At 71.6% G+C, this 3,002-nt stretch carries 4 protein-coding genes; 2 read left to right on the top strand and 2 right to left on the bottom strand.

Annotation, left to right across the window (positions count from 1 at the left end; genetic code table 11):
- Positions 1 to 240 precede the first annotated feature (240 nt).
- Positions 241 to 993: an ABC transporter ATP-binding protein gene (locus R6V09_RS49915; protein ID WP_317888054.1), complete on the top strand. Its 753-nt coding sequence runs from the start codon at positions 241 to 243 to the stop codon at positions 991 to 993.
- A 269-nt stretch (positions 994 to 1,262) separates the two neighbouring features.
- On the opposite strand, the gene R6V09_RS49910 is transcribed toward R6V09_RS49915, so the two are convergent.
- Together R6V09_RS49910 and R6V09_RS49905 are read right to left on the bottom strand one after the other, a co-directional pair.
- Entirely contained in the window at positions 1,263 to 2,258 is a 996-nt protein-coding gene (locus tag R6V09_RS49910; RefSeq protein ID WP_317888053.1) for an aldo/keto reductase, read from the bottom strand.
- 73 nt (positions 2,259 to 2,331) lie between these two features.
- Positions 2,332 to 2,658 (bottom strand): nuclear transport factor 2 family protein, encoded by a 327-nt coding sequence (locus R6V09_RS49905; protein WP_317888052.1) that lies wholly within the window; start codon positions 2,656 to 2,658, stop codon positions 2,332 to 2,334.
- A 122-nt stretch (positions 2,659 to 2,780) separates the two neighbouring features.
- Between R6V09_RS49905 and R6V09_RS49900 the strand changes: the two genes are divergently transcribed.
- On the top strand, positions 2,781 to 3,002 hold a 222-nt coding region (locus R6V09_RS49900), incomplete at its 3' end, for a DoxX family membrane protein (RefSeq protein WP_317888051.1).

Raw genomic sequence — 3,002 nt, 5'->3', positions numbered from 1 at the left:
CCCTGAACGCGCCGGTCTCGCTGACCACCATCGCCCTTGCGGTGGGCCTGGCCGTCACCGGCGGTCTGATCGCCGGCGCGATGGGCGGCTGGCGCGCCTCCCGGATGCGCCCGGCGGACGCCCTGCGCAGCGTCTCCTAGTCGCTGCCCCCCCCCCTGATCCGGGGCGCCGCCTCCACTCCCCCCGGGAGGCGCCGCCCCGCCCCTCTTCTTCTTCACAGACGTATCCGACGGAGATCTCATGTACAAGCTCACCGGCGTCACCAAGCGCTACACGCGGGGCAAGGAGACGGTCGAGGCGCTGCGCGGCGTCGACCTGACGATCGAGGACGGCGACCAGCTCGTCATCCAGGGCCCCACCGGCGGCGGCAAGTCGACGCTGCTGCAGATGATCGGCGGCCTGGACCGCCCCACCGAGGGCAGTGTCGAGCTGGACGACGTCAACCTCGCCACCATCAGCGAGGCCAAGCTGACCCGGCTGCGGGCCGAGAAGATCGGCATCATCTTCCAGTCCTTCAACCTCATCCCGACGCTCACCGCGCAGGAGAACGTCGAGACGGCCCTGGTCCCTCTCGGCGTCAAGCCGGCCGAGCGCCGCGAGCGGGCCGCCGAGGCGCTGAGCTCGGTCGGCCTCGGCGACCGCCTCAAGCACGCCCCCTCCGAGCTGTCCGGCGGCCAGCAGCAGCGCGTGGCGATCGCCCGCGCGCTGGTCAAGAAGCCGAAGGTGCTGCTCGCCGACGAGCCCACCGGCAACCTCGACGAGGGCACCCGCGACGACATCATGGGCCTGCTCGAAGGCCTCTGGCACGAGTACGGGCTGACCTTCATCATGGTCACCCACGACTCGTCGATCGCCCGCCGCGCCCCGCGCCTGGCCACCATCAAGGCCGGCCAGATCACCCTGACCGAACAGGGCAGGGGCAGCGGCCAGTTCGCACCCCAGCAGAGCAACACCGGTCAGCAGTACGCGCAGTACGGCAACCAGGGTTACTGAGCCCGCCGGTCCGCTTCTGCCGGGGCCGTTCACCTACCGAGCACTTGGTCCACCTCGGCCAACTGCCCGGCGGTGAGCGGCCCCTTCGCGATCGCGCCCGCGGTCAGGCGAAGGTGCCATGCGCGGCCATACGGCCGAGGGCCGGCGATCCCTACCGCGGCCCCTAGCGCCCGCACGACCGAACGGAAGCCCCGGGACCGGAGATCCCCAGGGAATGCGCAGGCATACGGCCGAGGGCCACTGCCCCGCCCCCGGTCCCGTGAAGCCGTTCACCTACCGAGCACCCGGTCCACCTCCGCCAACTGCCCCGCGGTGAGCGGCCCCTTCGCGATCGCGCCCGCGTTCTGCTCGGCCTGGGCGACCGAGCGGAAGCCCGGGATCGGAATGGTGCGCGGGCTGCGCGCCCACAGCCAGGCGAGGGCGCCCTGGGCGGGGGTGCGGTTGTCGGCGGTGAGGATCTCGCGGAGGGCGTCCACCCGGGCGACCCAGTCCTCGTCGGCGCCGGCGCCCTGCTTGAAGCCCTGCATCCAGGCGGGAGGCGTGTTGCGGATGTCCCCGGCCTCCAGGGTCCGCCCGACGGCCTGCTTGCCGGTGAGCAACCCCATGGCCAGCGGGCTGCGGTTGATGCTGGCGAGCCCCAACTCCTCGCACAGCGCGAACATTTCGGGCGCGTCCTGGAACACGTTCGCCGCGTGCTGTACGGCCGCGCAGTGCTCCCCCTCGGCGAACACGGCGGCGCGTGCGGGGTCGTCGGTGCTCCAGGCGTAGGCCCGGATCAACCCTTCCCGCACGAACTCCTCGCACTGGTCGCGAAGTTCGGCGGCACGCTCCAAGTCGGCGTCGGACAGGTGCAGTTGGTAGAGGTCGATGTGGTCGGTGTCCAGCCGCTCCAGCGACGCGGTGAGGGCACGGCGGGCGTACTCCGGGGAGTCGTCGGAGCCGGTGAGGGTGCGGGTGTCCTCGTCGAAGACGTTGCCCCACTTGGTGGCGAGGACCACGTCGTCGCGGCGCTTGCCGAGCGCGCGGCCGACGACGCGCTCGCTGTGCCCGGCGCCGTAGGTGTCGGCGGTGTCGAAGAACGTGACACCCAGGTCGAGGGCGCGCCGGATCGCCCGTACGGACTCCTCGTCGTCGACCTTGCCCCAGCCCAGCGGCTGCCCGCTCGCGTCCTGCCACTCCCCGCCGATGGCCCAGCAGCCGAAGCCGAGAGCGCTCACGTCGATACCACTGCGTCCGAGGGTCCTGATGTTCGACTTCGTCTCCATGCCTGCGGACACTAGGAGTTGGAGTGCACACCAAGGCAAGGGTTTTTACGCCGGTCGGGCCTGCCCGGTACTTCTACGCCTGTCCGGTCTCGAAGCGGGCGATCCTGCCGTCCTCGCCGACCGTGAAACTCCACCGGGTGCGCATCTCGCCCCACGCGTCGTTGGAGTAGCGGGCGACAAGGGCCCGGCCGCCGTTCGACTCCCGGTCGACCTCCATGTGGCCGTGGGAGGAGAAGATCTCCCGGTCGATCCATTCGGCGAGGTCACGGTCCGAACCGTCGTCGGCCATCGTCGCGCCGGGCGCGAGAAGCGCCACGAAGGCGTCGCGGTCATGGGCGTTGACGGCGCTGACGAAGGCCCGGACGGCCGGATCGCTGAGTTTGGCTGGCTGAATCGTCATGCCGGTCAGACTCACACCGTTCCCGGGGGCCCGCCACCCGAACGGCGGTCTGCGCAGGCCCGCCGCGGGCCCGAGGTGCGACCGTGGGGAGACCGTCCGCGCCGCCTGTCCAGGGAGTCACCGTGACCTGTTTCGACCGAAGCGATCTGGGCCTGCTGCTGCTCCGGCTGGGTACCGGCGGTGTGCTGGCCGCGCACGGTTCGCAGAAGCTGTTCGGCTGGTTCGGCGGGGGCGGGATCGAGGGCACCGGCGCGGCCATGGAGGCGATGGGCTACTCCCCCGGCAGGCAGAGCGCCGTGCTGGCGGGCCTCTCGGAGGCGGGCGGCGGTGCCCTGCTCGCGCTG

The sequence above is a fragment of the Streptomyces sp. W16 genome (genome assembly GCF_033194735.1).
Lineage (GTDB): Bacteria > Actinomycetota > Actinomycetes > Streptomycetales > Streptomycetaceae > Streptomyces.
This window is presented reverse-complemented; position numbering and strand designations above follow the sequence as displayed.

Excerpts from the sequence above, each read along its gene's own strand:
- R6V09_RS49915 (WP_317888054.1), top strand. The coding sequence starts at position 241 with ATGTACAAGCTCACCGGCGTCACCAAGCGCTACACGCGGGGCAAGGAG.
- R6V09_RS49905 (WP_317888052.1), bottom strand. The coding sequence starts at position 2,658 with ATGACGATTCAGCCAGCCAAACTCAGCGATCCGGCCGTCCGGGCCTTC.
- R6V09_RS49910 (WP_317888053.1), bottom strand. The coding sequence starts at position 2,258 with ATGGAGACGAAGTCGAACATCAGGACCCTCGGACGCAGTGGTATCGAC.